General features: G+C 60.9%; 20 protein-coding genes and 2 pseudogenes. 9 read left to right on the top strand and 13 right to left on the bottom strand.

What is annotated here, in order from left to right; all coding sequences use genetic code 11:
- Positions 1-586 precede the first annotated feature (586 nt).
- Positions 587-1,999: a hypothetical protein gene (locus tag QZ656_RS14685; protein ID WP_291994096.1), complete on the bottom strand. Its 1,413-nt coding sequence runs from the start codon at positions 1,997-1,999 to the stop codon at positions 587-589.
- Between the two features lie 483 nt (positions 2,000-2,482).
- Here QZ656_RS14685 and QZ656_RS14690 point away from each other — a divergent pair.
- A pseudogene (locus QZ656_RS14690) lies at positions 2,483-2,751 on the top strand (HAD-IC family P-type ATPase); the annotation flags it as partial.
- Positions 2,752-2,780: 29 nt separating this feature from the next.
- On the opposite strand, the gene QZ656_RS24145 reads toward QZ656_RS14690, so the two are convergent.
- Positions 2,781-3,137, bottom strand: a complete 357-nt coding sequence (locus QZ656_RS24145; RefSeq protein ID WP_366522170.1) for a recombinase RecT — start codon at positions 3,135-3,137, stop codon at positions 2,781-2,783.
- Between the two features lie 418 nt (positions 3,138-3,555).
- Between QZ656_RS24145 and QZ656_RS14695 the strand changes: the two genes are divergently transcribed.
- The 4 genes from QZ656_RS14695 to QZ656_RS14710 all read left to right on the top strand — a co-directional run bounded on the left by QZ656_RS14695 (position 3,556) and on the right by QZ656_RS14710 (position 5,657).
- Positions 3,556-3,906 carry a hypothetical protein gene (locus tag QZ656_RS14695; protein WP_291994097.1) on the top strand — a complete coding sequence of 117 codons (351 nt, stop codon included), beginning with the start codon at positions 3,556-3,558 and terminating at the stop codon, positions 3,904-3,906.
- An 86-nt stretch (positions 3,907-3,992) separates the two neighbouring features.
- Positions 3,993-4,988, top strand: coding sequence for a ParB/RepB/Spo0J family partition protein (locus QZ656_RS14700; RefSeq protein WP_291994098.1), 996 nt, complete (start codon positions 3,993-3,995; stop codon positions 4,986-4,988).
- Positions 4,972-5,301: a hypothetical protein gene (locus QZ656_RS14705; RefSeq protein ID WP_291994099.1), complete on the top strand. Its 330-nt coding sequence runs from the start codon at positions 4,972-4,974 to the stop codon at positions 5,299-5,301. The genes QZ656_RS14700 and QZ656_RS14705 overlap by 17 nt, the downstream gene beginning before the upstream one ends.
- Positions 5,271-5,657 carry a hypothetical protein gene (locus tag QZ656_RS14710; RefSeq protein ID WP_291994100.1) on the top strand — a complete coding sequence of 129 codons (387 nt, stop codon included), beginning with the start codon at positions 5,271-5,273 and terminating at the stop codon, positions 5,655-5,657. Before QZ656_RS14705 ends, QZ656_RS14710 begins: the two co-directional genes overlap by 31 nt.
- On the opposite strand, the gene QZ656_RS14715 is transcribed toward QZ656_RS14710, so the two are convergent.
- From QZ656_RS14715 to QZ656_RS14730, 4 genes are all read right to left on the bottom strand, one after another.
- Complete coding sequence (locus tag QZ656_RS14715) at positions 5,616-7,694, bottom strand: recombinase family protein (RefSeq protein WP_291993197.1); 2,079 nt, start codon at positions 7,692-7,694, stop codon at positions 5,616-5,618. The two genes, QZ656_RS14710 and QZ656_RS14715, sit on opposite strands and share 42 nt — an antisense overlap.
- Positions 7,691-7,969, bottom strand: a complete 279-nt coding sequence (locus tag QZ656_RS14720; protein ID WP_291993196.1) for a hypothetical protein — start codon at positions 7,967-7,969, stop codon at positions 7,691-7,693. Before QZ656_RS14720 ends, QZ656_RS14715 begins: the two co-directional genes overlap by 4 nt.
- Entirely contained in the window at positions 7,966-8,433 is a 468-nt protein-coding gene (locus QZ656_RS14725) for a helix-turn-helix domain-containing protein (protein ID WP_291993195.1), read from the bottom strand. The genes QZ656_RS14720 and QZ656_RS14725 overlap by 4 nt, the downstream gene beginning before the upstream one ends.
- Positions 8,434-8,603: 170 nt before the next feature.
- Entirely contained in the window at positions 8,604-9,101 is a 498-nt protein-coding gene (locus QZ656_RS14730) for a DUF5372 family protein (protein WP_291993194.1), read from the bottom strand.
- Here QZ656_RS14730 and QZ656_RS14735 point away from each other — a divergent pair.
- Positions 8,993-9,670 (top strand): hypothetical protein, encoded by a 678-nt coding sequence (locus QZ656_RS14735; RefSeq protein WP_291993234.1) that lies wholly within the window; start codon positions 8,993-8,995, stop codon positions 9,668-9,670. The genes QZ656_RS14730 and QZ656_RS14735 overlap by 109 nt on opposite strands.
- Positions 9,663-10,481, top strand: coding sequence for an IS21-like element helper ATPase IstB (gene istB, locus QZ656_RS14740; RefSeq protein ID WP_291994101.1), 819 nt, complete (start codon positions 9,663-9,665; stop codon positions 10,479-10,481). Before QZ656_RS14735 ends, istB begins: the two co-directional genes overlap by 8 nt.
- A gap of 437 nt (positions 10,482-10,918) precedes the next feature.
- Here the strand turns inward: istB and QZ656_RS14745 are convergent, their stop codons facing one another.
- The gene (locus QZ656_RS14745; protein ID WP_291994102.1) at positions 10,919-11,332 is read right to left on the bottom strand and encodes a hypothetical protein; all 414 of its coding nucleotides are present in this window, start codon (positions 11,330-11,332) and stop codon (positions 10,919-10,921) included.
- 142 nt (positions 11,333-11,474) lie between these two features.
- Here QZ656_RS14745 and QZ656_RS14750 point away from each other — a divergent pair, with 142 nt between their 5' ends.
- On the top strand, positions 11,475-13,778 hold the full coding sequence (locus tag QZ656_RS14750; RefSeq protein WP_291994103.1) for a hypothetical protein: 2,304 nt from the start codon (positions 11,475-11,477) through the stop codon (positions 13,776-13,778).
- Between the two features lie 356 nt (positions 13,779-14,134).
- Positions 14,135-15,297, top strand: a pseudogene (locus QZ656_RS14755) (IS3 family transposase); the annotation flags it as partial.
- Between the two features lie 252 nt (positions 15,298-15,549).
- Here the strand turns inward: QZ656_RS14755 and QZ656_RS14760 are convergent.
- The 6 genes from QZ656_RS14760 to QZ656_RS14785 all read right to left on the bottom strand — a co-directional run bounded on the left by QZ656_RS14760 (position 15,550) and on the right by QZ656_RS14785 (position 20,196).
- Positions 15,550-16,305 (bottom strand): transposase, encoded by a 756-nt coding sequence (locus QZ656_RS14760; RefSeq protein ID WP_291994104.1) that lies wholly within the window; start codon positions 16,303-16,305, stop codon positions 15,550-15,552.
- A gap of 122 nt (positions 16,306-16,427) precedes the next feature.
- On the bottom strand, positions 16,428-16,781 hold the full coding sequence (locus tag QZ656_RS14765) for a KorB domain-containing protein (RefSeq protein ID WP_366522177.1): 354 nt from the start codon (positions 16,779-16,781) through the stop codon (positions 16,428-16,430).
- 608 nt (positions 16,782-17,389) lie between these two features.
- Positions 17,390-17,794 carry a ParB/Srx family N-terminal domain-containing protein gene (locus tag QZ656_RS14770; RefSeq protein WP_291994105.1) on the bottom strand — a complete coding sequence of 135 codons (405 nt, stop codon included), beginning with the start codon at positions 17,792-17,794 and terminating at the stop codon, positions 17,390-17,392.
- 260 nt (positions 17,795-18,054) lie between these two features.
- Positions 18,055-18,612, bottom strand: coding sequence for a thermonuclease family protein (locus QZ656_RS14775; RefSeq protein WP_291994106.1), 558 nt, complete (start codon positions 18,610-18,612; stop codon positions 18,055-18,057).
- Positions 18,613-18,742: 130 nt separating this feature from the next.
- A complete protein-coding gene (locus QZ656_RS14780; protein WP_291994107.1) occupies positions 18,743-19,159 on the bottom strand; it encodes a hypothetical protein in 417 nt (138 codons plus the stop codon).
- Between the two features lie 566 nt (positions 19,160-19,725).
- Positions 19,726-20,196, bottom strand: coding sequence for a heavy metal-binding domain-containing protein (locus tag QZ656_RS14785; RefSeq protein WP_291994108.1), 471 nt, complete (start codon positions 20,194-20,196; stop codon positions 19,726-19,728).
- Positions 20,197-20,351: the final 155 nt, after the last annotated feature.

A 20,351-nucleotide genomic window follows, 5' to 3' on the forward strand; every position in this document is an offset into this window, starting at 1 on the left:
AGAAAGAGCGCTTTGGAGGCAGAACTCAAATGGCCGGTCGTGGCCGAGACTTGCCTGATGTTGTACTGACCTGACTGGCCGTTCCCGCTGCATTGCCGCCATTGACGCCAAGAGCCTGAACGGCAGCAACGGGTCGATTCCTGCCAGTGGCCTGAAGAATCTGAACGACTGCTCTCAGTCAGATCCGGCCTTTGGCGCTCGGCCTCAGCAGTAACTGGTCTGGCTGGCCGCTTGTGGTTTGGGAGCGGCCACTGAGTTGTCGTGGTTTGGTGACGGCAATCGACCCATACCCGCCTGATGCATTTATCATCCTCAATGGCGGCTTACTGATCATACAGCTGCCGGTCACGACCATCTGGGTCCTCGGCCGGAGCGGCCGTTGGCGGCACATGGCGTGGACAGCCGCTATAGCGCCTTGACCGGACGTACGGGAAGAACTTGCGCCGAACGGCTGCCCCGATCTTTTCGCTACGCCCAGATCCGACCCGTATGGAAAACTTTGCAAGGGTCGTTAAGAGACAACCGAGCCGTGAAGGATTTCGAGCGGCAACGGCTGCCTCCCGCGAGCAAGCGATTCACCCACCCACTACAAGGCGATTGTAAGTACCTTGTCGTCGCCGGTGAAGCGTTTGCCGCCGACTGATTTACGCGACTGAAAGAAGCTGCCGCCGAGAAAATAGACGGTGAGCGCGCTCATATCCCAGTTGTCACCGGAAATGCCGCCGCCGAAGGTCGTGCTGACGATGAGCCTGCGAATCTGATCCTTGCGCACGGCGCGTTGCAGAACGATCTGGGCGAACTCATTGGAGCCCGGACCCCAGCGCGCGTTGAGGTTGATGTTGCGGTAGGTCTGCTGCGTGCCGTCGGCCAAAACAACGACCAGGTCGACATTGTCATTGCCACCGCGCAAATCATCCGGCCCCGTGGCGAACTGAAGAACCACCTCGTACACCAGCTCGTCATTGGGGTACTTGGTGCTGCGCACCGCTGGTGGCCGGCGAACCTGGTAGTTCTTGTCCACGAAGTAGGTGCGGTACTGCACGTCCGGCTGATCCTTGGGGCAAAAAACCTGGCGCGAGCGGTCGGCAATGTACGTGCGCACAACGCCGGCCCGGTTCGGGTCATAGACGTAGATTTCGAAATCTTCAAGGTAGGGGCCCAGATCACACTTGTAGCGCCCCAGTTTGTAGCCGATGGCGATCACCTGATGACCCAGGTCGCCGACGCTCTTCAAGCAGAGGACGCAGGGCTTTCCTTGGTCGATGAACTGCCGCATTTCGCCGATGCGACCCGCCGAAATTCCCCAGTTGAAAAATTCCGTATTGCGCGCGCCGAAGGGGTTTAAGTAGACCTCGGCCCATTTGTCGAGATTGCTGGTCAGCGATTCCACCTGTCGATCATAGAGATACCGCCGCAAGGCGGTATTGGAGGCTGGGCGGAAGGGCTGGTCGGGAACCGGAATGTTCAAGAAGTAGTAATCAAGCGCGGCATAGCTCATGCCACCGCACAGCGCGTCGGTCTGGATGTTGAGTGCCGGAAAGACGTCGTTCTTGAAACCGTCATTCTGGAACCTGAACCCGTGCACGTCGGGTGCAAACATCTTGCCGCGTACCGCGATTTCTTCAAAAGTTTCCCATTGCCCCGCTTTCGGCCGATTGGCGATCAAGGGCAGGGTGCCGCCGTTCTCCGCGCACAAATACTTGCCGTTGGCCAAGGCACGATACGCGTATCGACCAGGCGCGACGGGAATCTTCTCGAAGGTTTCCCACTGCCCCACCCGGTCACGGTTGGCGATCAGGGGGTCGGCGCCACCGGTTTCGGCGCAGACATACTTGCCATTGACCATCGCCCGTAGAGCGACCCGGTTGTTGCCGAGGTCGATCAAGTCGAAGGTCTCCCACTCGGCCACCGCGTCGCGGTTGGCGATAAGCGATTTCGCGCCGGCATTTTCGGCACAAACGAACTTGCCGTTGGCCATCGATTTCAGTGCAATTAACATGATGTCTCCGTAACTGTCTCGGCAAAGTGGCGCGGCAGGGCGACCACGGCTCTCTTTCTCAACACGACACGGCCGGCACCCTGACGGCGCCCGCCACTCGCGAGAGGGCTCCAACCCCCACGCGCCCTAAGGTTCCCATCCCTGGCACAGTCAAGGGCTTTCGGGATTGCGGTTCGCTCAACAGGGGCTTGTATCGCAATCCAAAGTCGAAAGCTCCGCCGTCACGACCGAAAGAAGCTCTCCAACAACCAACTCAGGGACTTCAGGAAACATTAAATCACTACCGCCACCCCGGCAAAACCGGGGAGTCTTCCTCTCTTGGCGAGAGCACTTCATCGTGCCTTTGAGGCTATGCCCAGAGCATCTTCACGGTAGTTGGCTCGCCGCAATTCCAGCTTGATCTGCGTCAAGCAAAGGGGAAAAACCGGAAAAAAAGAGGTCTACAGGTCTCGCAGTCACGGCACGTCCTGCAGGACAGGCAGCGAGCTGGTATTCGCACGTTGCACGCCCCTTCAGGAGCCTCAGATCGTCAAGGGTTTGCAGAAGAAGGGCGCGATGACGTGAACGATGCACCGGCTTTGAACAACGCCAATATGGGCGTATCCGGTACCGAGGTGGCGAAAGAGGCGGCGGACCTGGTGCTGATGGACGACAACTTTTCGACCATCGTGCGGGCCATCGAGGAGGGGCGCACCGTCTTCTTCAACATCAAGAAATTCATCGCCTATATGCTGACCAGCAACGTCCCCGAAATTCGGTCTTCCAAAGGCGGCGTAAAAATTCAGGCACTTTGCGAGCAACAAATGAAGACTGTCCTCGCAAATAGAGCCGACGGCATCGACAGCGACACTTCGTCCATGGCCAGTGCCATGGCCAGCTCCGGCGATTTCGGTAGCAAATTGCACAGGCGGCGAATCGCCGTCTTGAGGCCCATCGGAACGAAATGCGTGTCCCAGGGACTCTCCTTTCGGTTCTTCTTCGCCATCTGGTAGCCGCGGGAGTGGTCACGTACCCATTCGACCTGCTCCTTCGACAAAGCGTGGAAGGTGCGTGAGCCATCGTTGAACACCGCCACGGCGTAGAAACCGGCGATCGCCCCACGCTCGTCGTCGGACGCCGGGAAGCCATTCTTCTTCAACGGCTCGTGTTGTGTGGCTAGCCTTTATATGCTCGAGAGTTGCTCCCTCCAGGGCCAGACGGTGCCTGTTCCTTGACGCTCCCCGGAACTGACCCGCTCTTGCTCACCAAAGCTGACCCATCAAGCGTGACCCAGTGTGCCCTGGTTGAGGTCCGCAGCGATTCCCGGGAGCCGAACTTCGTAGCCCCCCCACGCTCGGTCGGTAGGCCACGCCGGTTGGCCATGCGTCAGCGGGCGGAAGCCCGGTTGCCCGCTCTGCTGATCGCGCGCTGAAGCCCCCCTTCGCCAAGCTCGCCGCGTCCGCCCAGTTCGCCCGCCGCCAGGTTGCGCTCAAGCCTCGCCGGATCTCCGGCAGCGCGACAGGAAGCACGGCACAGGCCCATTCTTCCCGCACGACGTCGTGTGGGGAGAAACCGTCATGGAATTCCGACAGTGCGAGGCGTGTCGTCAGCCGTTCCGGCCGCGTCCGCGGAATCCCGACCAATGCTTTTGTTCCGCCGCCGCGTGCCAGCGCGAACGGCGACGGCGTTGGCAGGCGGCCAAGCGCCAGAGCGATCCCGACTATCGCGAGAACCAGAAGCGTGCGCAGAAGGCCTGGGCGGAGCGTCACCCCGACTACTGGCGCACGTATCGAGATCAGCATCCGGAGTACGTCGCACGCAATCGGGCCCGGCAGCGGGAACGTGCGCCCGCCCCGACCGGCGTTGCAAAGATGGACGCGTGGATGGTCGAAATCACCGTTATTTCAGCCGGTTGCGCCTCGCCATGAGGCCCCTGCCGCGGCTTGCAAAGAGAGGACTCGATCGCCTTGCGGTGGCCGCCTCGCTAAGCTGGATGCCATAGGAGGTCAAGCGCATGGATCACACGGCCGCTACGGCTCAGACTCTGGATTTGCACCGCCTGGAGTTGCGCTACGCCGATCTTCGCGTGCTGGATACGGCGGCGATCACGCGTCTGGCCCAGTCGATCGCGGTCAATGGCCAGCTCGTCCCGTGCATCGCGGTCGCCGGCGAGGGAAACTCGGCGATCCTGCTCGACGGCTATCGACGCGTCGCCGCGTTACGGCAACTCGGCCGGGATACGGCCGAGGTCGAATGCTGGGACGGCGATCCGGTGCAAGGCCTGCTGGGCGTGTTGGCACGAACCCGCAGCCGCGCGTTTGCGCCGATCGAAGAAGCGCTGCTGCTGCGCGAACTGATCGCCAGCGGCCCCCTGAGCCAGCATGAAATCGCCCGCCGCTGCGGCCGCGACGTGAGCTGGGTCAGTCGCCGCCTGCAACTGGTGACGGTCCTCTCGGACGCGGTGTTGACGGCGATACGCCAGGGAAAGGTCTCGACCTGGGCGGCGGTGCGGATTCTCGGCCCGTTGGCGCGCGCCAACAACACCCATGCCGAACAGCTACTGGAGAGTTTGCACACGACGCCGCTGACGACCCGGCAGCTGGCGACCTGGTTCGCGCACTATCAAGGCGCTTCGCGGACGGTGCGCGAGCGGATGGTCGAGGCGCCGCAACTGTTGCTCAATTCGCTGACCGCCAAGGCCGACGAGAAGAGCGCCGAGCGCCTGCACCAGGGTCCAGAAGGCGAGGTGCTGGCCGACATCCGCATTCTCGACGCGGTGGGCGCCCGCTTGACTCGGCGTCTGTTCGCCCTGGCGCCCTCGCCAGCGGAGCTGCCGCCCGCCATCACCGCCGCGGTCGGCGCTTTGCAATTGGCGCTGGCGTCTCTCCAGTGCCATCTGAGGAAGGTATGCCCCGATGAAATCGCCCGAAATTCATCAAGCCGTGCAGACACTGCATCAGCAAGGTCTGGCGCTGCGCGAGATCAGCCGGCTCTTGAAGCTCTCGCGTAACACCGTTCGCCGTATCTTGCGCTCGCCCGTGGCGGCTCCGCCCGATACCGCAGAGGGTGCGCGGCCAGCCGCGTGCCCGGCGCCTGTCGCGTGCCCGGCGCCGGTTCGGCTGTGGCTGGTCTCGGCCTTCGAGCGCGCGCGCGGCAATGGGGTGCGGATCCAGGAGATGCTGGCGGCGGAGCTGGACCTGCGTCCGGGCTACAGCACGCTGACCCGCTGGATCCGCGAAGCCGATCTGCGCACGCCGCCGAAACGCGCCGGCGAATATTACTTCGCCAGGAGATGCAGCACGACACCTCGCCGCATCGCGTGATCCTGGCCGGCAAGCCGCTGACGGCGCAATGCGCGTCACTGATCCTGGCGTACTCGCGGCGGCTCTTCGTTCAGTACTTTCCGCGTTTCACGCGTTTCGAAGCCAAGCAGTTCCTGCTCGAAGCCGTCCGTTTCATGGCCGGCAGCTGCCCGACCTGCGTCATCGACAATACCAGCGTGATCGTCGTCGCCGGGGCCGGCGACGAGGCCGTGTTCGCGCCCGAGATGGTCGCCCTGGCACGTACGCTGGGCTTCGCTTTCCGCGCGCACGCGGTGAACAAACCCGATCGCAAGGAGTGTGCTGCATATTGCACCTCATGCGGTATGTGCGGGGAAACTTCCCTCGCGGGTGGTTGATTTGCCTGTGGTTTTGCCTTGATGTTGATGCTTGATCGGCGTGTCAGAATCAGGCAGTTCGAAGAGGTAGCCGCCCCTGTCGTCATACTTGTGCGCTTTGAGCAGGCCGGCGCGGCGCCAGTATTTGAGGGTGTCCGAACAGATGTCGAGACGCTGTGCCATTTCATGCAGGGTCAGCAAGCCACGTGTCTGCAGGCGATCATGACGACTGGGGAGCGCATAGGCCATTCGGATGTGACGAACCATCAGGCGATGCAAGGGTTTGCCCTCGCCCGAGAGCAAGCCCTGGCCGTTGAGCAAGGCGGCGATTTCGCCGTCGGTATGATCTTCCAGGAGTCGGTCAATCTCGGCCACCACCTTGGCCGGTGTCTGGCGCAGCAGCCAGGCCGGCTTGGGCGGGGGAAGGTGTAGCGTGTGCGTCGCACCGCCGTGAAAGCGCACTTGCGCCCGGACCCCGCTCTCCTTGAGCAAGGTGACATCGGCAATCAGCAGGCGAGCCATGCGTTTGCGCTCCCGGTCAGCCGTATGGGGATCGTTCCACAGTCGCGGGAAGTCTTTCGCCAGCGCCAGGATGGCGGCGCGCTGCTGGTCGTCGAGCCCGGTCTCGCTCTCGCGCTGTTTGTCGTAGTGCTCCTGGGCCGCCGTCTGGTTGCGCAGCGCCTGGTTCCATTCCGCTTCCAGCGAGTCGGCGACCAGGCGGTTGTCGGGATCGCAGCGCATATACCGGCGGCGTGCCAGATCGGACTCGTAGCGTGCCCGTTCAACGGCTTGACGGCGCAAGCGGTCGCTTTCCTCGGAGCGACTCTCCAGTTCCTTCTGCACGGCCAGCGCCACCTCCAGGGTGACCGGGGTCACCGCCTCCACCAGCAAGCGGCCGATGGCCGCGTCGAGTTCGCCGCCCACGATCTGCTGACAGATAGGTTCGGCATGCGCGACACCGTGGTGCTGACAGAGATAATCCGGCACGCGCCGTGCGCCTTGCAGGTGATAGCGCACGGTCATGCGATCACCACACTTGGCGCAGATCAGCAATCCCTGTAGCAGCGCCGGCCCTTCACGCGGCGGGCCCCGATCACGCCCCGCGGCCGGCCCCTGGGTATTGTCACGCAGGATCTGGAGGTTCTGCTCGTACTCGTCCCAGGTGATGTACCCGGGGTGGGCGTCACGAATCAGCGCGATCCATTCTTCCGTCGGCAGCCGTTGATGCTGGCAAGAACCGTCGGGCCGTTTGCGTACGCGCGTGCGTCCAAAGCAAAAGGCGCCGGTATAACGCGGATGATGCAGAAGCCATAGCGCGCGCGAGTGTTCGAGATCAGTCCACAACAGCTCGCCGGTTTGGGGGCCGCGGTAAATCCGGTGCGGGAAGCTCAGCCCTTCGGCACGAAAGGCCTTGACCGTCGCCGTCGCCGAGCCGGTGCGCCGAAACGTCCGGAAGAACTGGCGCAGGCTTTCCTGAACACGGACATCGGGATCCAGACGGACGCGCCCGGCCGGATCGTAGTCAAAGCCAATCGGCAAGCGCATCTCCAGTTCGCCACGGCGTGCCTTGTTGAGGATGCCGCCGCGTAACCGGGCCCGCAAGACGTGCAGCTCGGCTTCGCTCATCGTTCCCTTCAGACCGAGCAGCAAGCGATCATTGAAGTGCGCCGGGTCGTACACCCCGTCCTCGTCCAGGATCAGCGTGTCGGCCAGCGCACAGATTTCCAGGAGGCGGTGCCAGTCGGTCGAATTGCGCGCCAGACGCGACACTTCCAGGCCCATGACGATTCCCGCCCGCCCCAGACCGACCTCGCTGACCAGATGCTGGAAACCTTCGCGATCCACTGCACTCGCGCCCGATTGCCCGAGATCAGAATCGATGACGATGACTTGATCGAGACGCCACCCCAGCGCCACGGCCCGCTCGCGCAAAGCATACTGGCGCTTGGTACTCTCGGTATTCTCGAGGACCTGGCGCAGTGTCGACTGGCGCACGTAGAGATAGGCATTTCTCTTGAGGTGTCGTGCCTGCACTTTCGCGTGTGTCTCACCCATCATGGCTGGCTCTCCCTTGCCATCGCCAGCGTCATGTTGGCGACGAGATGAATCAGGTTCTGCTCGATCCCCGCCGGTAAGCGCGACTCACTTGGCGAGGCGGCGGGGATCGGACGCGGGGCGGTCTCGTCCGCGCCGCGCATCCAGGCCGCCATCCCTTTGAACATCAGCAGCGCGCGCCCGTGCACACCGCGCCCGCACAACTCGACCACGTCTTGCCGCAAGGACTCGTAACGCTCGGCCAGCGTGTGGCCACCGATCACCGTAGCGGCTTTCATGGGTGTTTTTTTTTGCTCCGGGCCAGAGCCCGTTCCACGGTCCGCCGATGGACGGCCAGCCCGAAGTGCTGCGCGATCCTCTCGACCAGAACCTGGGCCTCCAGGCCTTCTTCCTGGGTGCGTGCCGTTTCGATGAAGGCCATCACCTCGGCGGTGATCTTGTGCGGTCCGTGCGGTCCCCGTTTAGCCGGCAGCAGCCCCGCCAGACCGGCCCGTTCGAAATCTGCCTGGACCTTGTAGAAAGTCGGCCGGGAGACCCCGAAGCGCGTCGCGATGTCGGCAATGCTCTGACCCTCGGTGCGTACCCGACGCAGCATCTCGTAACGCACCTGCACCAAATCCCGCGCATCGAAGAAATCGCTGCCGATGAAGGCGGCATCCTGCACGTCCTGCGCATGCGGATTCACGGTGCCGCTCTCTGCCAGCGCAAGGAGCTTGAGGTCGGGTTTGAAGGAGTGGGCCATGTGTAATTTAAATTATGTCAAACATTGCACGACGTCAAGGGATATTTGTGAGAATCTGACGATAACCCAAGGATTATTATCCACTATATGCCCGCCAATACGCCTTCTAGAGGCCGGACCACGAGCCTGGCCTCGTCAAACAAGGCATAATTGTCTTTACATCGACGGCATTATTTACTTGACACTTTCCGCGACCGCGGACGCGCCCTGAGGGCACCCTTGGCCTCGTTCTGGCGGGCAATCAGCGCCACGAGGTGCAAGAGGTGGTCGACGCGGAAGTGCGAGCGTCCGGCCGACACCCTCTCGAACGGATCTGGCGCAACCGCGTTGGTCCAGGCGGCCGTCAGGCGGCGTACCCGGCCACTGTCATCGTGAAAGTAGACGCGCTCCTCGCCCCAGGCATTGCGCCGCTCGATCAGAACGAACTCGCGTCCGAAGAGGGGGTGGAAGGGATGGGTGACCTGAAAGACTTCTTGCCCATCGACTGCATCACGTGCAGTCGGCTGCTCATTTGAAGGGGAGGATTGAAAGACCTTTTTCCTGGATCGAAGGCAATTTCCTGGCCGGCCGGACGTTCCGCGATTTCGCCGACCTGAACGCGCAGGTGCTGGCCTGGTGCGAGAACGTCGCCAATGCCAAACCGAAGCGCGCTCTGGGGGTGGCGCCAAGCGCCGCCTACGCCGTCGAGAGGCCTTGCCTGCAGCCGCTGCCGGCGGTGCTGCCGCCGGTCTATCAAGTCGTCGAGCGGGTGGTCGATCTGCAGGGCTTCGTGTCGCTTGAGACGAATCGCTATTCGGTGCCCGAGCGCTGGGTGGGCAAGGCGCTGAGCGTCTATCTGTATGCCACCGAGGTCAGGGTCTGCCGGGGTGAGCAACTGCTCGCCGTGCATGCCCGCCTGCTTGGCGTGCGCGATACGAAGCAGAAGCTCCCCGGGCATCACCCGACCCCGCAGCCGCGGCCGCGCACGCCGCCTCGCGAGGCGACATTGTTGCAGGGGCACGACCCGCTGCTCGATGCGTATGTCGCCGCGCTGGTCCGGCAGGCGCATGGCCGGGGGGTGCGACCGCTGCGCCGCTTGCTGGACTTCAAGCGGACCTATCCGAAGGAGCCTTTGCTGGCAGCCGTGGCACAGGCGCTGCAGTTCGGTCTGTTCGACATGGGTCGCCTGGAGCACATGATCCTGCAGCAGGTGGCGGGGGATTTCTTCAATCTCGACGATGGAGGTGATGATGCGTGAGCGTCTGAAGGCTTTGCTTGGGCAGATGCGCTGGTCGGGGATGGCGGCGGTGCTCGATGCGGAACTCGATTTGGCCGAGCGCCAGGGGACGCCGGTTCCGGAGGTGCTCTTCCGTCTGCTCGGCGCGGAAGACGCGGCCCGACGTGAGAAGAGTCTGGCTTATCGCCTGAGCCAGGCGCATTTGCCTTGGCCGTGGACCTTGCAGTCGTTTCCGTTTGCGCGGCAGCCGAGCGTGAACAAGGCGCAGGTGATGACGCTGGCCGGACTGGAATTCCTGCGCCGGGGCGAGAACGTGTTGTTGATCGGTCCGCCGGGGACCGGCAAGTCCGGGATCGCGCTGGGATTGCTCCGTGAAGCGTGTCTGAACGGTTATCGCGCACGCTTCTTCAACGCGCAGGCTTTGCTCGACGCCTTGTATGCCTCGCTTGCCGATCGCTCGACGGTGGGCCTGCTCAACCAGTTGTGCCGCATGCCGCTGATCGCCATCGATGAACTGGGCTACCTCAACCTGAAGCCGGAACAGGTCAACGCCTTCTTCCGCCTGATGGATCAGCGCTATAGCCTGGGGCTGTCAACGCTGATCACGACGAATCTCGATCTGCCCGACTGGTACGAGCTGTTTCAGAGGAAGCCGCTCGTCGATGCGCTGCTCGACCGACTTCAGCATCGTTGCATCATTCTGCGCTTGAGCGGACCGTCTTTGCGCAGTGAGCCAGAAAGCGCTGCGACGATCGCGACCGAGGCCTCGACAGCGGCGGCTAAACGCTCGGCGTCGAGGAACATCGCCACGGACGAGTCCTCTGCGTCCTGAAGGCGCGACGGCGCGTGCATTTGCGCGCTCGCCGGCCGCCGACCTGCTCGCCCGCTCGCGCCCAGAGCGCGCGCCGGGAGGGTCACGATGGTCAGTGGCTGAAGCGGCGATCGGGGCGAATTCGACACACACACGAGTACCGGTCTCCATGGCAGTAAGCCCGATACTGCCGCGCTTACTGCCACCCCTCAGTCTCGTGCCCCTCCGCTGCGTCAAGGGAGGCTTCGCCAGGCTGCAAAAAGCCGCAGCCTGCCCTTGACCCAGCTCCGAGGCTTTCCTGCCGCACGCGCCAAGCGCATCCATCACCCCAAAAACGATCTGCATCGGACGGAGCGTGTCGCCGAGCCGCTGCCAAACTTCGTTCGATCACCGCCGACATCGCGCAGATCGCAGACTCCCGCGCATCTCCTGGATCCGTTCCAGTGAGCGAAAAAGGGTCAGGTTTCGTGAGCGCCGAGGGCCTGTTCCGTTTGAACTCCTCCTCGATTCGCCACCGAGAGTGATACAGAGCCGCGAACTCGGCGCCGGAAGGCGTTCATGTCTGGGCACGACGTGACGAGGACGCGCACCTTGTGGCCGAACATCTGGCGAATGAGGCGAACCTCGCACGGTGTGGAGGCAATTTCGTAGTCGCGGGCGTCCTGTTTGCAGGGGGCTGGCAGCGTAACAAGTTGCTCGGCCAGGCCCGACCGGCGAAATGCTTGGATAGCGCTGAAATTGAGGCTGTCCGCCCGCCTGAAAACTGTCGTCCGCTTGTCTTTGTTTTGCCTACCGGCAGCACCCAAGTCATCACTGGCGTTAGCCGCGACAGGGGAGAGATGACAGCTTTCGGATGTCGAGCGGTTGTTCAACCAACGATCATCACCTTGGGGCTTTCGGCCTTGTGTGACGCTCAATATAGGGCCAGAATATCGGGGGCGGCGCACCTTATTACTCTTGGCGGACAAGAGGGTTTGATCGTAGCATCTACTAGGATAGGAGTGGTTACCTACCATGTCAGAAGATAGAGTGCTTGATGCCTTAAGCAAAATACCGTCGTTGTTCCTCTGGATGCCCGTGTATCGGGATGTCATTCGCTCGGTTGTAAATGGATTCGAATATCCTGGAAAGGCGGGGTTCAGCAAGATCCACATCGAACTCATAAAACAGCTCCTCCTAGTCCCAGAGCGAGAGAAGATCTTTCATCCGCGTGGCATCGCACTGCGAGATGTGGAGTTCTATGGCGATAAAAGCAACTTCGATTTCAGCAGCTTGCGATTTCGCTTTCCCCTCTCCCTTAAGAGCTGTGACCTCAAGGGAAAGCTTGTTTTGAGATCAACCAGAGGCGGGTCTTTGGACCTAACGGGATCGACGCTCGTGGGTCTCGATCTGGCGGAAGCCCGCTTCAGTGGCTCCGTGATCTTGGACGAAACCTTCCTCATGCGCCCTCAGGTTGATGGCGAGAAACCGGAAGCCGCTGTGCACGCTGATGGTCTGGTAACAAAGCAAAAATTTTCATTCAAGAGATGTGTGGCGATCGGCGGCATAGACCTTACGCGTGCCACGATTGGCGGAAACGTGAATGGTGAGGGGGCGTGCTTGATCAACCCCCACTACGCAGAATATATTTTTCCCTCTTACCGCGAGTGCAAGTGCGCCCGCGGAACCTTCAGCGGTCTTGCCATGCGCGAGTGGTGCGATCACGACGTAAGCTGTATAGGTCGCTTGCCATACCCGTTACATTCTGACGGTGACGGAGCCAGTGTCAAGGCTTTACGGCTCAAGCAATTGCCGCCTTATGATCCAAATATCAAGACGTTCAATGTACTACGGCTGCACAATGCTCACGTGCATGGCTCCGTGCTCCTGCAAGCGGAGAAGGAAAAGCCAAGGCGCTTCTTGGCTTTCGGAGAGGTGTCGCTTAACTCTGCGCGCGTCGACGGCGGCATATTTTGTCGTGGCGCCTTGTTTTTCCAGCATGACGGTGTTGCACTATCCTTGGATGGACTCGTGACCCGTTTGAGCATTTATCTCGAGGAGCGTGCGGAAACCGGCCTGCCGCTTTGGGTAAACGGCACGATCAGTATGCAGGGCGTGGAAGTAGGACACCGGTTCGTCTACAACGCGGGGCGTCATTTCAAGGCATGCACAAATGCCAAAGCTAAGAATGCCAATCCCTTGCACGATCGCCAGAAGTATGCATTTTTCGCGGCGAGAGCGCACATTTCTGGCGATTTGTTTTTTAATTGGCAGTTCGACAATCAGCGGACCGATGGATTAGTATTGCTCGACAATGCTCAGATCGGTGGTCAACTGTCGTTGGCGATTGCGCCAAACCGATCCGCTGAAAGCCCGCCTGAACTCAGTTTGGCTTTTGTGCAGGTGGCAAGTACGCTGAAATTATCTATTAGACCAAGCGGCAGTACTCAGGCCGTTAGCCAGTGGTATCGCGTGGACCTTCGAAGTGCCAGAATTGGCAGTATTGACCTGTCAGCATGTAGTCATGGAGAAATCAGGTGGGATCTGGATGGGATGTTGTATCGGAACGTGGAAAACGTGGAGAAAGTTTCGTTGGCATTCAATGGTTCCCAGGATAAATCTGAAACATCTTGGGAGCGTGTTTGGACCGATGACATCTTGGGCGGCTCGCGCGTTCGCGACGAGAAGTGGTCAGTCGCGCTTCAGCCGTTCGAAATATTTGCCACTGTACTTCGGGAGTCGGGCCGAGAAGACACCGCCCGGAGAGTTGGTGTTGCCAAAGAGGATATAATCACCAAGAATATTTGGATTAACCTCCAACTGGAGTGGCCGACAAGAAGCGTTTACGGCGCTTGGCGCGAATCCATTAATTTTTTTTCGCACTATGGATATAATCCAGCACGTGCCTTTATATCGTTTGTAATTCTCGTTGTCGTGGGGTCGCTATTCTTTTCGTTGGGGGTCGGCCTCCCCTTTGCTGATGGGTTTAGTGGATGCCTGGGTACGACATGGGAAAAATCGCTAAATAAACAAGAAGATACGAAAGAAATACATGGCGTGTTCCCAACGAAAGTGTTCGTGTATACTGGCGTTCAACACGGAGAGATTGACCCCAAGAAATATCTCGGTAAACAAATTCCGAGCAACTACCCTGGTTACTGCCCTTTGATCTATTCCCTGGAGTTGGCGACCCCTCTCGCCAACCTTGGACAGGGAAGCCACTGGGAAGTTGAAGGGGGACATTTGATCGATGTCTATCGGTGGGCGCACGTTCTTTTGGGGTGGTTCTTATGCTTGTTGATTGTTCTGTCACCTACGGAGTTACTTCGCAAGGATTGATGTTTGGACGCAACGGTGTCCGGCTTCCTCACAGGTATGCCAACAACAATGGCCGCAACTGGGCCTCATAAAGCGCCTGCGAGGCCGGTTTGTGAAAACAGTGCTTGAAGAATCGCAAGACCTGGCGGCTAACCTTGGAGGTGTAGCGGAATACCGGGGTGCTCCAGTCGGGGCGATCGGTTCCGTCGGTCGCCGAGGTCTGGCGCCAATGCTCCCAACCTCACGCGCCGTTGTCATAATTCGATCAGCCGACAAAGAAATGGGTTGCGCGCCGGACCGGGGCCCGGCAGGAGTATAGTGGTCCCTGGAAATCAGACAGTGGTTTAAGCTGTGCTCCATCATAGGAGCGAGAAGCGATGAGTGAAGCAACGACGCGGAAGGTACATACGCCGGAGTTCAAGGCCAAGGTTGGTCTGGAGGCGGTACGCGGGGTCAAGACGATCAACGAGATTGGGCGGGAATACGGTGTGCATCCTGTGCAGGTTGGGCAATGGAAGAAGGCCATCCAGGAGAATGCCAAGACGCTGTTCGAAGGCAAGCGCGGCCCCAAGCCGGCGGCGGCGCACCGGGAGCCGGAGCTGTTGTACAGCGAGATCGGCAAGTTGAAGATGGAACTGGACTGGCTGAAAAAAAAGTCTGGAATCAGCCTGCCGTGATACGGCATGCGTGGATCGACCCCGGCGAGGCCGTCGCCGTGGTGCAGCAATGCGCTCTGGCAGGCTTATGCCGAGCCACGGTCTACGCGCAGCGTCGGCCGCCGGTGGTCGATGCCAACGATCTCCTCCACAGTCGGCTGATTGACGAGGAGTACACGCGGCATCCGTTTTACGGCACCCGCCGGATGGTGATCTTTCTGGCGAAGGCGGGGCACACGGTCAATCGCAAGCGCGTGCAACGCCTGATGCGACTGATGGGGCTGTCGGGCATGGCGCCGGGGCCGAACACCAGCCGTCCGCGCCCAGAGCACCCGGTCTATCCGTACCTGCTGCGTGGCGTTCCTGTGGTCAGACCCAACCAGGTGTGGAGCACGGACATCACCTATATCCGGCTGGCCCACGGCTTCGCTTATCTGGTCGCCGTGATCGACTGGTATAGCCGCAAGGTGCTCAGCTGGCGGATCAGTAACAGCATGGAATCGGTGTTCTGTGTCGATTGCCTGGAGGAGGCCCTGCGTAGCCACGGCAAGCCAGAAATCTTCAACAGCGATCAAGGCGCGCAGTTCACCAGTGAAGCCTTCACCGCGGTGCTGAAACGGGAAGGCGTCGTCATCAGCATGGATGGGCGGGGGCGCGTGTTCGACAACATCTTCGTCGAGCGCCTCTGGCGCAGCGTCAAGTACGAGGACGTGTATCTGAAGGGCTATGCCACGATGGGCGAATTGATGCTTGGCCTGACCGAGTATTTCGCCTTCTACAACGCAGAGCGTCCGCACCAGTCGCTGAGCAACACGGCACCCGCAGTCGTCTATCGAAACGGCATAGGTGGCGGGGCGTTGATCCTCGACAAGTTTGGCCGCGCGGGTGGGGCATCGCCTGTTCCGCTACGCTCCACAGGCGATGCCCCACCCGCAAAAGCAAAATCAACGACAGCATCAAAGGCAGAGTCAAAGGCAGAGTCAAAGGCAGAGTCAAAGGCAGAGTCAAAGGCAGAGTCAAAGGCAGAGTCAAAGGCAGAGTCAAAGGCAACACCGGGGCAGCGCCGTCCAGCTGCTAGCGAAGTCAAATGCACAACTTAAACTGGGTTGATATTTGTCTTGACTCAGGGGACCACTTTAGGTGTAGGCATCGTGCCCGGCGCGGAGCAGTTCCAGAAAATTGATCCGGCTCTTGCTGTCGGTGCTCGCGAACCAGGCGAAGCGTTCGTTGCCGACATGCGTACAGTACCCATTCTTGCCCTGATGGCGCGCACCCGTATCGTCCACATGAACGTACCGGCTGCATTGCAGTCCCGCTTGCAGCAGAGCGTCTTTCTCGCGATGGAAGTCCGTATGGCCGTCGGTGATCAAGGCGCTGAGCTGCCCGGCCGAGATGTCGATCTGCCACTCGCGCAACTGTTCGAGCAATAACGGCTGCGTCACATGGGCATGGTGGTACTGGTACAGGATGAAAGTGCGCAGCTGCGGACCGAAGTGCACACCCCCGATCTCGGCAGGCAACTGCCCGATCAGGCTCACTCCCTCAGGGGTGACCCAGCGCTCCAGCCGATACCGGGTATTGTGCACGCCGATCCGGATGTCCTGCACCACGAAATCCTGGTAGCCCTTGAAGCGACTGTTCGGCGGAACACCCTCCGCCGGTTGCCGCTTGACCGACTCGTGGATCTCAAGCTCTGCCGTCTTGTGGCGCTTGCCGCGGGACCTGGGCTTGCGTCCTTTCTTCTGCCCGGTTCGCTCGCCTTCCAGCGCAGAGGGCTTGATCACCGGTTTCGGCTTCTCGCCCTTCAGCCGCGCAACCTCATCGCGCAGCGCCTGAATCTGTTCCTGCTGCCCATGACAGAGTTCCAGCAGGAGCACCACCGCCGGCGTCATCTCGTCGGCAGGGATATCAGGGATACCAGGAAGTTTCCGAGGGGGCTCCGTGCTCATGCCTGCAGATTGAACCACGCTTCGCGCGCTGTGTTCAGCACCAGCTGCAAGCAAAAATCACAGATTCAGCGAACGGTCATGCCCGGGGTTTTTGAGGAGTTACCCTCGACCATCCGCTCGCGCACCGTCCGCGAAGCACCTTGATACTGCGCGAACCAGGTCGCCAACTGGCGGGTCGTCAGCGGCGTCGTGTGCAGGCTGGCCAGTAGTTGTTCGGCGTGGGCGCTGTTGGCGCGCGCCAACGGAGCGAGAATCCGGACCGCCGCCCAGGTGGAGACCTTTCCCTGGCGTACGGCCGTCAACAAGCCGTCCGAAATGGCCGTAATGAGTTGCAGGCGGCGACTGACCCAGCTCACGTCGCGGCCGCATCGGCGGGCGATGTCATGCTGGCTCAGTGAGCGTGTGCCGCAGGGACACAGGAAGGAAGTTCGCTATGAACTGACGAACTGTGTTGAAGCTGCACGGAAGATGAGGGTAGGTCCCTCGGGGTCGGCTTTCAGGAGCGGGCCTCAAACCACCCCAAGCTGCTGCGATCAAGAGCCGTGGTGGTGAGCGTTGGGGCAAGAGTCCAAGGAATACCTTGGGCAGGTATGGATCAGAGAGACGAACGAAAGTGAACCTTCGATGAGGCGTCGTAATCCAGAGCTTTGTCGTCAAAACCAGAAGCCACTCGTACTTCTGGGACAAGCTTGCCGGGCACCTGATTACTGGGCAAGCGGCGGCCGGCGTAGAGGAGGCGTGAAGCTGATCCTGGCTTCTGTGCGGAACTGCGGGAACCAGTCGCCCCGATGTTAAGGGAGAAGCACAAGTGGCAGAAACCACGAGGCGAGAGTACCGATGCGGAGCACTGGGACGGACCGACCTGTATGAGCGTTGAAGGCTGTGTAATGCGGCTGGAGCAAAGGGGTCGGGTCAAGCGGTTGTGTTTGACGTCCAACTGACAACAGGAGGAGACGCCGAATTCAACGAGGCGATCTGTCGTGAGATAGGTATGCGTGCTTGATGGGAGCGGTGTGAATCGAGAGGTTCACGCACCGTTCTGTGAGCGGCCGGAGGTGCAATTCCTCCGGCCGACTCTCCCAATCGAGAGCAATTCGCGCAGCAGCAGCGCTTCTTCGATCGGCACGAACGCGCGGCTGCGGGTGCGCGCCAGGACGCCCAGCAGGCCTTGTACCGGATCGCCGTCCCAGCATTCGACCTCGGCCGTATCCTGGCCGAGTTGCCGCAACGCGGCGACGCGTCGATACCCGTCGAGTAGAATGGCCGCGTTGCCCTCGCCGGCCACCGCAATGCAGGGGACGAGTTGGCCATTGCCCGCGATCGACCGGGCCAGACGGGTGATCGCCGCCGTATCCGGCACGCGAAGCTCGGCGTAGCGCAACTCCAGTCGGTGCAAATCCAGAGTCTGAGCAGTAGCGGTCGTCTGATCCATGCGGTTGACCTCCTGTTGCATCCAGCCTATCGAACGTACCGCTGCAAGGCGATCGAGTCCTCTCTTTGCAAGCCGCGGTAGGGGCCTCAGGGCGAGGCACAAGCAGCTGAAAGGACGGTGATTTCGACCATCCACGGGTTCTTCTTTGCAAGTGACGCGTCCACCACCGGGGACAAGCGATAAGTGCCTGAGGAAAGGGGTATTTCAGCCTTTGCTGCGTCCATCTTTGCAATTGCGGCCTAGTCATGCGCACGCGCCTGCTACCGGGCACGACTGCGCGCGACGTATTCCGGATGCTGGTCTCGATAGGCCCGCCAATAGTCGGGGTGACGCTCGGCCCAGGCTTTCTGCGCGCGCTTCTGGTTATCGCGATAGTCGGGATCGTTCTGGCGCTTGGCCGCCTGCCCCGCGTCCTCGGCCGACTGATCCTTCGCGTACTTCTCGTACCACCACGCGAGCCCCATCGTGATCTGGGCAAGGCCTGCGTCCAGCGTCTTTGGGCAGGTCGGGCAGTCGGAAGGTTGCACCATCACCTTGCCCACGATACGGCGGTACCGGTCGCGCTTTTGCCAGTGGACATCGACCTCTTTGCCGAACACGAGCGCCGACATGTTTTGCTTGGACCGCTGCCCGTATGGCTGGGCCTTTTCGGGGGAATCGACTCCCCCGATCCTGATCTTGTGCTGCTGATGGTCAGCGTCGAGAACGGTGACGGTATCGCCATCGGCCACGCCCACCACCGTGCCAACCAACGTTTCCGCCCGGGCAGGGATGCTTGCCAGCAACAGAAACGCAAATACCAAATGTCCGGCCTGCATTGTTCTCTCTTCTCCTTCCTCACCGTCGCCTCTGCAGCAACCGGGTCATTGAGCTTTCATTCATGACACGCGCTGCGCGAGGCACTTTTCCCGTCGTGGCTTGCTCGCCGGACAGCAAGAGCTCGAACACTCAGTGCTCAAGCGCCAGGTCCACCAAGGCGCGCTCCTCGTTCTCCGTGGGTTTCCATTTGTACTCAGCGCGATACTGCTTCTCCGCCAGATACGGCCCAAAGTCGACGACCCGTTCGGCGGTGCCTGTCATCCCGAAGCCGAACATCTCCCCGGCCAGCATCAGCTTGCGCGATTGAAGGTCCGCGTCGACCCGCCCTTCCGGATCCAGCGGAAGCACCATGTAGTCGATGCGGACCACCTCCACGGGCTTGCGATCGGCGAGTTCCACATAGACCATCGCACAGCGAACACGTTGGCCTGCATACTCAGGCATGGCTTCATTGAAGTCTCGATCGAAGAGGCGATCGAAGCGGCGCAGGGGCACGCGGATGATCCGATCACCGTCAACAAACATGACCCGAATGCCGATGCTCATACCGAATTCCCCCGAACTTTTGAGCGCTCAACTTTGCCGCCGCCTGCCCAAAGGGCAGTGACCCTTGGACCTCCGACGCCCGTTGGGAAGAAAACGCCGCTCGTCGGCGCTGCATTAGCCCAACAGCTCGGCGGACCTCCATGATCGGAGAGCCGACGATCACCCGTTGACTGCCAGTAGCGTCACGGCAAATGAACGTGGCACTTCCCGTCTGGTCGCCCATCGTCGATCCGATGATGAGCCGCCAGAGTGAAATCTCGCGACAAGCGCCACTCGAACATTGACGGTCTTTACGTCGTTTGTCATCACGACAGCTTCGGGCGCGCGGGCCGGGTTAGTGAGCTGCGGTTCGAGAAGGCAGCAACACCGATCGTCGCCGACCAAAACGTCCGTGCGCGCCGCGATCGCAGGGCGGCTATCGCCTTCGCTCCGGCCGAGCACCGCTTGCTTCACCGCATGGCTTGCCCGAGGACACGCTCGCTGCTTCCAGAGGTTCAGTCCGGCGATCAATCAAGCTGGCCTTGGCGTTGTGCCACCTGTTGTTGCCAGAAGCCGCAGCGCCCTGTTCACGCCGCCGCTTCAGCGCTCGGCACTTTCTGGTTCACGACGACGGCCGTTCCCTGGTAGGTGACTCTCGACACGCGCCATTGCGATCCGGCCTGGTCATAGTGGGCATGGCTCTTGCGGAGTCCCACAATGGCATTGGCCCCCATGGCAATTCCCTGGCGCGCCAGATCCAGCAACGCTTGTTTCTCCGCCAGGCGGTACTCCCAGTCGGATGCTGCCTCAGTTTCGGACAGTGCCTCCACGTAGCCGATCGTTCTGACGGTCCGTTCGCCGGGAACGGCGTTCGTGGTGACCAGCAAGATCTCATTTCTGATGCGCTTGAGCTGCTGCTCCAGTTGATCGAGCTGGCGTTTCGTGACAGCCTTCGATCGCCGATTCCAGCGGAACACGGCGATGGCGAATAGCAGCAGCGCCAATAGCGGCAAAGTGCTGAAGATGGCGCTGGATTGTGATGCAGCGGCGATAGTCATGGGGGCCTCCATTCAGTTGATCACCGCTCCAGATTCTCATGGGTCCGCAAAACTGCAAGCACCTTCCGGCATAACGCTCGTTACCCTCCCGAGCCTGCACGCATTCCCGATTCGCCTGCTGCCGAAAAGCGTCACCGCAGGGCACATTTCCAAAT

This window comes from Candidatus Accumulibacter sp. ACC003 (genome assembly GCF_907163085.1).
Classification (GTDB): Bacteria; Pseudomonadota; Gammaproteobacteria; order Burkholderiales; family Rhodocyclaceae; genus Accumulibacter.

Excerpts from the sequence above, each read along its gene's own strand:
- QZ656_RS14685 (WP_291994096.1), bottom strand. The coding sequence starts at position 1,999 with ATGTTAATTGCACTGAAATCGATGGCCAACGGCAAGTTCGTTTGTGCC.
- QZ656_RS14695 (WP_291994097.1), top strand. The coding sequence starts at position 3,556 with ATGGAATTCCGACAGTGCGAGGCGTGTCGTCAGCCGTTCCGGCCGCGT.
- QZ656_RS14700 (WP_291994098.1), top strand. The coding sequence starts at position 3,993 with ATGGATCACACGGCCGCTACGGCTCAGACTCTGGATTTGCACCGCCTG.
- QZ656_RS14710 (WP_291994100.1), top strand. The coding sequence starts at position 5,271 with ATGCAGCACGACACCTCGCCGCATCGCGTGATCCTGGCCGGCAAGCCG.
- QZ656_RS14715 (WP_291993197.1), bottom strand. The coding sequence starts at position 7,694 with ATGATGGGTGAGACACACGCGAAAGTGCAGGCACGACACCTCAAGAGA.
- QZ656_RS14720 (WP_291993196.1), bottom strand. The coding sequence starts at position 7,969 with ATGAAAGCCGCTACGGTGATCGGTGGCCACACGCTGGCCGAGCGTTAC.
- QZ656_RS14725 (WP_291993195.1), bottom strand. The coding sequence starts at position 8,433 with ATGGCCCACTCCTTCAAACCCGACCTCAAGCTCCTTGCGCTGGCAGAG.
- istB (WP_291994101.1), top strand. The coding sequence starts at position 9,663 with ATGCGTGAGCGTCTGAAGGCTTTGCTTGGGCAGATGCGCTGGTCGGGG.
- QZ656_RS14750 (WP_291994103.1), top strand. The coding sequence starts at position 11,475 with ATGTCAGAAGATAGAGTGCTTGATGCCTTAAGCAAAATACCGTCGTTG.
- QZ656_RS14760 (WP_291994104.1), bottom strand. The coding sequence starts at position 16,305 with ATGACGCCGGCGGTGGTGCTCCTGCTGGAACTCTGTCATGGGCAGCAG.
- QZ656_RS14770 (WP_291994105.1), bottom strand. The coding sequence starts at position 17,794 with ATGGATCAGACGACCGCTACTGCTCAGACTCTGGATTTGCACCGACTG.
- QZ656_RS14775 (WP_291994106.1), bottom strand. The coding sequence starts at position 18,612 with ATGCAGGCCGGACATTTGGTATTTGCGTTTCTGTTGCTGGCAAGCATC.
- QZ656_RS14780 (WP_291994107.1), bottom strand. The coding sequence starts at position 19,159 with ATGAGCATCGGCATTCGGGTCATGTTTGTTGACGGTGATCGGATCATC.
- QZ656_RS14785 (WP_291994108.1), bottom strand. The coding sequence starts at position 20,196 with ATGACTATCGCCGCTGCATCACAATCCAGCGCCATCTTCAGCACTTTG.